The following is a 6,855-nucleotide window of genomic DNA, read 5'->3' as shown; positions in this document are numbered from 1 at the left end:
CCGTGCTGCCAGACGGAACCGTCGTAGCGGGAACGGTCGATCGTCTCGTGGTCGAGGAGGATCGCGTCCTGCTCGTCGATTTCAAGACCGGGCGGCGCGTGCCCGCATCAGTGGCCGCCATCCCGATCCATCACGCCAGGCAGATGGCGGCCTATGCCGCCGCGCTGCGCGTCGTCTTTCCCGGCCGGCGGATCGAGACCAGCCTGCTTTACACCGCCGGGCCACGCCTGCTTCCGTTGCCCGACGAGTTGCTCGATACGCACAAGCCGGGCTTTCAGGGGGCGGAGCAAAAGCTGGGGGCGGCCAGTTGAGGCCAGCGCGGCCAGTGCTTACATCCGACAACGAACAAGGAGTTTTGCGATGGCGACCAAGAAGATCACCGATACCTCCTGGGACAATGACGTGCTGAAGGCGGAAGGGCCGGTCCTGGTCGACTTCTGGGCCGAATGGTGCGGACCGTGCCGGATGATCGGCCCCGCGCTGGAAGAGCTTTCGGAGGAACTGGGCGAGAAGGTGACGATCGCCAAGCTCAATATCGACGAAAATCCCGATGCGCCCGGCCGGTATGGCGTGCGCGGCATCCCGACCATGATCCTTTTCAAAGGGGGCGCCCCCGCCGCGACCAAGGTCGGCGCGGCCCCCAAAAGTCAGCTTAAAGGGTGGCTCGAAGGCGCGCTCTGATCAGGGCCGAATGATCATCGACGGTCGGGCGCCCTGCGTCCGGCCGTTGATTTTTTGTTGTTGACAAGAGTGAAAACACGGATAGGCTGCGCACACCGCACGTTTTTCCCATGACGTGTTTCAGGGAGCGTGGCCATGATGACCGGCCTTCGGCGGCAACCTCATCGTGCTTTGATTTTGGCGGCGTTGGCAGGCTTTCTGTCTTGTTCCGCCGTGGCCGCTGCCCCTGACACTGCCATCGAGCAGACGATACCGGCTGCTTCTGCGCGCTGGGATAACGGCGCGCTGCGTCAACTGGTCAAGGCGATCGAGCAGGCCGATCGCGAAGGGCTGGATCCGCAAGCCTATAACCTCGCCGCGCTTCGCTCCTCGCTGAATGATGGGCCGGGCGCGACGCGGGATATCTTGGCGGAAGCGGCTGCGCTGCGACTGGCCAACGATTATTATTTCGGGCGGGTGACCGACCGGGCGGTGATGCAATGGATGATCACGCGTCCCGATTACGAGCGTGCGCAGCTGCCCGAGCGGCTGCACCGGGCGCTGGCCGGGGGCGAGATCGACCGCTTCTACGCGTCCCTGCTGCCGGACAATAAGCGCTACGAGGCTTTGCGCGAGGCGCTGGCCAGCGAGAGCGACCCGGCGCTGCGCGATCGCATTCGCGTGAACATGGAGCGTTGGCGCTGGATGCCGCGGACGATCTCCGAGGACCATATCTACGTCAACGTGCCGAGCTACAGGCTCGACGTGGTGGAAGGCGGCACCGTATTGTCATCCTATGACGTCGTCGTCGGGGCGAAGGCAACGCCGACCCCGCTGATGGTAAGCCCCGCCAACTCGCTGGTGGTCAATCCTCCCTGGTATGTGCCGGCGAGCATCGTCAAAAGCTCGAACATCAAGGCGGGGCGGGGCGGTTATTACGCCAAGCCGCTCGCCGGGGGCGGCTATGCCGTGGTCCAGCCGCCGGGACCGCGCAACGCGCTTGGAAGGATCAAGGTCAATCTCGTCAACGATCAGGCGATCTTCCTGCACGATACGCCCGCCAAGAGTGCGTTCAAGCGCGATGCGCGCGCGCTCAGCCATGGCTGCATCCGCGTCAGCGACATCGATCGGCTGGCGTCGGAGCTGATGGCACGCGAAGGCGGGGACGCGATGGCGCTGGAAGAGGCCTTGTCGGGCAGCAGCACGCGGCAATTGCCGCTGCCGCGCCAATGGCCGGTCTATCTGGTCTATTTCACGATGGATCTGGATGCGGATGGCGCGCTGGTCAGTTACCCCGACCCTTACGATTATGACGCGGCCATGCTGGCGCGCCTCGGCAGCACGCAACCGCTGGGCGGGGGCATGACCGTAGCGTCCCTGCGCCGCTGATCCGCGCGGAAGTCACGGCGATCGCCCAAAAGGAAAGGGCCGCCCGGCAACCGGACGGCCCTTCCGCTAAACCTTAAATGGAGCGATTATTCCACGTTGGTCGTGGTGTTGTCGCCCATCATGCCGTTGTCGACCATCATGTCGTTCATGTCGGTCGCGGCCATGTCGTTCATCGTGCCCATGTCGTTCATGTCGGTCACCGACACGTTCTCGGTCACGTTGGTGGTCTCGCTCTTGCACGCCGAGACGGCGAGCGCCGCCGCAACGAGCGCAACGGCGGTCGTCTTCTTCAGAATGTCACGCATGTCCAGACTCCCTAGATTTTGATTTGGACCGGGCTTGAAGCAACACCCAAATCGCGGTGGACCTTACCACAATGCGTCATCGCCTCAAGAGGCGATGGCACTGCCGCCAAGTGATTGGAGAAAATCGGGAAAGCGCATACGCAAGGCCGCATCCACCCTATCCATGCTTTCCGCGCGTTGCAGCGCGGCGAGGCTCGTCACAGGAAATTCGGGGATTCCGCACGGCACGATAGCCTCGAAATGGGAGAGATCGGGGGCGACGTTGAGCGCGAAACCGTGCAGCGTGACCCATCGCCGGACGCGCACGCCGATCGCGCCGATCTTAGCCTCACGGCCGTCCAGATCGTCGACCCAAATGCCGATCCGCCCGGATGCCTTGCGCGCGGAGACACCAAGATCGGCCAAGGTCGCGATCAGCCAATCCTCGAGTCTGGCCACATAGCAGCGGACGTCGCGGCCGCGCCGATCGAGATCGAGCAGCACGTAGCCGACCCGCTGCCCCGGTCCGTGATAGGTATAGCGCCCGCCACGCCCGGCCGCGTGAACCGGGAAGCGGCCGGGCGCGATCAACTCCGCCTCGGCCGCGCTCGTGCCCCCCGTGATTACTGGCGGATGCTCAAGCAACCACACCATTTCACCGGCCTCGCCCGTTCGGATCGCCGCCGCTCGCGCCTCCATCTCCGCCAGCGCGGTCGCATAATCGGTCAGGCCAGGCGTGACGCGCCACTCTATGTCGTCAAACGGTGTCGGCATGCTCCGCATGTGGCGGCAGCGCGGCACCGGTGCAAGCAGCCACTCGATTGCGTTTCGCGTGCTGTCCGGGGATAATGTGCCGATTGGGGAGACGGTGTTGAACGGGTTTTCGATCGAGCGGAGCTTCAGCCTGGCGCAGCGGATCGCTGCACGCGAATGGCGGCTGATGCTGCCCGTGGCGCTGGCCTTCCTGGTTCTCCCGCCGTTGGCGAGCGATCTGCTGCTGCCGGCATCGGTGCGGGCAGAGCTGGCGGCGGCGGTGCAGACGAATAACCCGGCACCGATGCTGAACGCCGCGTCGTGGCTGCTGCCGCTGAGTTTCCTCCTGTTCGCGCTGGGCACGCTCGGCGGCCTGGTACTTACCGCGCTCGCGGTCGTGCCGCGCATCAGCGTGCGCGAGGCGATCCTGCTGGGAGTGCGGCGCTTTCCGGTGCTGCTCGGGATCCTGATCCTGTTTTTCGTAGCGGTGACGCTACTGGCCTTCGCCGCGACGTTCCTTCTGCTGCTGTTGCGGCTCGATCTGCGCACGATCCAGTCGCTGCTGTTCGGCATGCTGATGGGGATTGCGGCGGTGGCCATCGTGCGCCTGTCCGTCGTCGATGCGCTGATCGTGACGCGCCATGTCGGCCCGATTGCGGCGTTGCGCGAAAGCTGGGCCATGACGCGCGGCGCATTCTGGCGGATGTTCGGGGCGGTCGCGATCTACATGGTGGGCGGTGCGATCGTGGTTCTGGCGCTGGGCACGGCGGTCGGCGCGGTGCTGATCCTAGCCGGCAATACGTTTGGTGCGATCGAGTTGATGGCCGCGCTGAATGCGCTGTTCACGCGCACGCTCGCCGGCCTGGTCGGGCTCGGTTTCTATCTTCTGGGCGCCGCGTTCTTTCTTCAGCTCGACGGATCGAGCAGAGGGATCTGAGGCGCCGCGTCGCGCGGCAGCGCGCCGATCAGGCGCGGGTCGGCGAACGTCTCTATCGCGCGCTCGAAGGGGACGAAGCCCTGCGCCCGATAAAATCCTAGCGCCGCAGGATGATCGAGCGTGCAGGTGTGGACCCACACGCGATCGATCCCCGGCCGCCACGCAAGCATCAGCGCGTGCGCCATCAGCCACCGCCCGTGACCTCGCCCGGCCAGCTCCGGGATCAGGCCGAAGAAGGCGAGTTCGCATTGCCCGGCCCGACGAAAGTCGAGTTCCAGCAGCCCCACCTCGATCCCGGCGGGATCGAGAACGGCGTAGATCGCGACCGCGTCGTCGCGGATGATCTCGGAAAGGCCCTCGTCGTCCAGCAGCAGGCGCGAAAACCACAGCCAGCGCGTGCCGACGCGCCGGAACAATGCGCGATAGGCATCGGGTGTGGGCATGCGCCACGGGGCCAGGCGCAGGGGCGCGGCGGGCAGGGGGCGTGGCGCCGGCCTCGCCCGCATCTCCAGCGAGGTCACGACAGCGGCGAGCTCGCCGGGAGAGACAGGCGTCAGGCCCATGTCGCGACCGGGGGCAGGCTCATCAGGATCGCGTCGACGTCGCCGCCCGTCTTGAGCCCGAACAAGGTGCCGCGATCATAGACGAGGTTGAATTCGGCATAGCGGCCGCGAAAGGCGAGCATCGCCGCGCGATCCTCCTCCGACCAGTCTTCCTCCATGCGGCGGCGCACGAGGCGGGGGAAGATGTCGAGGAACGCTTCCCCAACCGACCGCACGAAGGCGAAGTTCGGTTCGAACGCCCCTTCGAGATGGTCGAAGAAGATGCCGCCGACGCCGCGGTGCACCTTGCGATGGGGGATATAGAAGTAATCGTCCGCCCATTGCCGGAAGCGGGGATAGTCGCCCGCGGCGGGATGCGCATCGCATGCCTCCCGGAAGGCGGCATGGAAGTCCGCCGTGTCGTCTGCGCGGGGCAGCGGGGGGTTGAGGTCCGCGCCGCCACCGAACCAACGCTTGGTCGTCGCCAGGAAACGGCAGTTCATGTGGACCGCCGGGACGTGCGGGTTGGTCATGTGCGCGACCAGGCTGATTCCGGTCGCGAAGAAGCGGGGGTCTTCGCCGGCGCCGTGGATGGTGCGCGCGAATTCGGGCGCGAAGGCGCCGCCGACCGTGGAGACGTTGACGCCGGCCTTTTCGAACACCCGTCCCTTGATCAGGCCGCGAACCCCGCCGCCGCCATCCGAGCCGTCGGTATCGGTCCGCCGCCATGGTGTGTAGGTGAAAGCCGCCTCGCCCCCGGCCTCGCGCTCGATCGTCTCGAAGGCGGCGCAGATGCGGTCGCGCAGCGCTTCGAACCAGTCGCGCGCGCGCTGCTGCTCGTCGTCCAGCTCAATCATCGACGGGCGGATGCCCGGCCGGGCAAGCGATGGCAAGCCGACCTTATTATTGCGAACGTCTCGCAAAGAGACGCGGGCGCTTGGCAAATCGTTGGACTGGCGGCTATCAGCGGTGGACCGTGCTTGCAGAAAAGGCAGCGGAAGGCGCGCGAGCGCCCCGTCAGACAGGGTTTTAGCGAGGGGACTACCGCGAATGGCGACGTCCGAATTTGTCGATGATCCCAATTATCGTCCGCCCGTGATCGGCGACGAGGAAGAAGGGGGCGTCGGCGCCCGGCGGCGGGACTTTCTGAACATTGCCGCCGTCAGCTTCGCCGGCATTGGTGTGGTCGCGGTCGCGATCCCGCTCGTCAATCAGATGAATCCCTCGGCGGACGTGCTCGCGCTCGCCTCGATCGAGGTCGATCTTTCGAAGATCGAGGACGGGTCGGGCATCAAGGTGTCGTGGCGCAAGCAGCCCGTCTTCATCCGCAAGCTGACGGCGAAGGAAGTCGCTGAGGCGAATGCTGTCGAGGTGTCCTCGCTGCGCGATCCCCAGACGCTCGCCGAGCGGACGAAGGAAGGCAAGGAGAACTGGCTGATCACGATGGCCGTGTGCACCCATCTCGGCTGCGTGCCGCTGGGCATCACGCCTGGCGAGAATCGCGGCGATTTCGGCGGCTATTTCTGCCCGTGCCACGGTTCGGCCTACGATACCGCCGGCCGCATTCGGAAGGGCCCGGCGCCGAGCAACCTTCATGTGCCGGACTATGCGTTCAAGTCCGACACCGTGATCCAGATCGGCTGAGGAGAGAGAAATGAGCTTTCCCTGGGCTGAGAATTACGCTCCCAAGAACCCGCTGATGAAGTGGCTGGATTCGCGTCTGCCCTTGCCGCGACTGGTCTACAATGCGGTGGGCGCGGGCTATCCGGTGCCGCGCAACCTCAACTATTTCTGGAATTTCGGTGTCCTCGCGGGCCTTGCGCTGACGATCCAGATCGTCACAGGCATCGTGCTGGCGATGCATTATTCGGCCAATACGGGCGTCGCCTTCGGCTCGGTCGAAGGCATCATGCGCGACGTGAATGCCGGGTGGTTCCTGCGCTACGCGCACGCCAACGGCGCGAGCATGTTCCTGGCGGTGGTCTATATCCACATGTTCCGGGGCCTTTATTATGGATCCTACAAGGCGCCGCGCGAGATGGTGTGGCTGATCGGCGTGGTCATCTTCCTCTTGATGATGGCCACCGCCTTCATGGGCTACGTGCTGCCTTGGGGACAGATGAGCTTCTGGGGCGCGCAGGTCATCACCGGCTTCTTCTCCGCCATTCCGGTGGTGGGTGAGCCGATTCGCACGCTGCTGCTCGGCGGATTTGCGCCCGATAATGCCGCGCTCAACCGCTTCTTCTCGCTCCACTATTTGCTGCCGTTCGTGATTGCGGGATGCATCATC

The 6,855-nt window shown here is 65.2% G+C and carries 10 protein-coding genes; 6 read left to right on the top strand and 4 right to left on the bottom strand.

Features of this window, described 5'->3' with window-relative positions:
- The 3 genes from ACOJSF_RS01300 to ACOJSF_RS01290 form a co-directional block, all read left to right on the top strand.
- Positions 1–311: PD-(D/E)XK nuclease family protein (locus tag ACOJSF_RS01300; protein ID WP_420140435.1), on the top strand; the 311-nt coding region annotated here is incomplete at its 5' end.
- 49 nt (positions 312–360) lie between these two features.
- Positions 361–681 carry a thioredoxin TrxA gene (gene trxA, locus ACOJSF_RS01295; protein WP_420140434.1) on the top strand — a complete coding sequence of 107 codons (321 nt, stop codon included), beginning with the start codon at positions 361–363 and terminating at the stop codon, positions 679–681.
- 213 nt (positions 682–894) lie between these two features.
- Positions 895–2,049 carry a L,D-transpeptidase family protein gene (locus ACOJSF_RS01290; protein ID WP_420140433.1) on the top strand — a complete coding sequence of 385 codons (1,155 nt, stop codon included), beginning with the start codon at positions 895–897 and terminating at the stop codon, positions 2,047–2,049.
- A gap of 86 nt (positions 2,050–2,135) precedes the next feature.
- On the opposite strand, the gene ACOJSF_RS01285 is transcribed toward ACOJSF_RS01290, so the two are convergent.
- Both ACOJSF_RS01285 and lipB read right to left on the bottom strand, forming a co-directional pair.
- Positions 2,136–2,354 carry a hypothetical protein gene (locus tag ACOJSF_RS01285; protein WP_420140432.1) on the bottom strand — a complete coding sequence of 73 codons (219 nt, stop codon included), beginning with the start codon at positions 2,352–2,354 and terminating at the stop codon, positions 2,136–2,138.
- A gap of 84 nt (positions 2,355–2,438) precedes the next feature.
- Positions 2,439–3,116, bottom strand: coding sequence for a lipoyl(octanoyl) transferase LipB (gene lipB / locus ACOJSF_RS01280; protein ID WP_420140431.1), 678 nt, complete (start codon positions 3,114–3,116; stop codon positions 2,439–2,441).
- Between the two features lie 88 nt (positions 3,117–3,204).
- On the opposite strand from lipB, the gene ACOJSF_RS01275 reads away from it, so the two are divergent.
- Positions 3,205–4,023, top strand: coding sequence for a hypothetical protein (locus ACOJSF_RS01275; RefSeq protein ID WP_420140430.1), 819 nt, complete (start codon positions 3,205–3,207; stop codon positions 4,021–4,023).
- Here ACOJSF_RS01275 and ACOJSF_RS01270 read toward each other — a convergent pair.
- Together ACOJSF_RS01270 and hemF are read right to left on the bottom strand one after the other, a co-directional pair.
- Entirely contained in the window at positions 3,993–4,586 is a 594-nt protein-coding gene (locus ACOJSF_RS01270) for a GNAT family N-acetyltransferase (protein WP_420140429.1), read from the bottom strand. The two genes, ACOJSF_RS01275 and ACOJSF_RS01270, sit on opposite strands and share 31 nt — an antisense overlap.
- A complete protein-coding gene (hemF, locus tag ACOJSF_RS01265; RefSeq protein ID WP_420140436.1) occupies positions 4,577–5,422 on the bottom strand; it encodes an oxygen-dependent coproporphyrinogen oxidase in 846 nt (281 codons plus the stop codon). The genes ACOJSF_RS01270 and hemF overlap by 10 nt, the downstream gene beginning before the upstream one ends.
- A gap of 193 nt (positions 5,423–5,615) precedes the next feature.
- Between hemF and petA the strand changes: the two genes are divergently transcribed.
- Positions 5,616–6,209, top strand: coding sequence for a ubiquinol-cytochrome c reductase iron-sulfur subunit (petA, locus tag ACOJSF_RS01260; protein ID WP_420140428.1), 594 nt, complete (start codon positions 5,616–5,618; stop codon positions 6,207–6,209).
- Positions 6,210–6,219: 10 nt separating this feature from the next.
- Positions 6,220–6,855, top strand: a 636-nt coding sequence (locus ACOJSF_RS01255; protein ID WP_420140427.1) for a cytochrome b, incomplete at its 3' end; no start/stop codon positions are given.

This window comes from Sphingomonas sp. (genome assembly GCF_048594985.1).
In the GTDB taxonomy this organism is placed as follows: domain Bacteria; phylum Pseudomonadota; class Alphaproteobacteria; order Sphingomonadales; family Sphingomonadaceae; genus Sphingomonas_I.
Note: the sequence above shows the minus strand (reverse complement) of the source record. Positions and strands in the feature narration are given on the sequence as shown.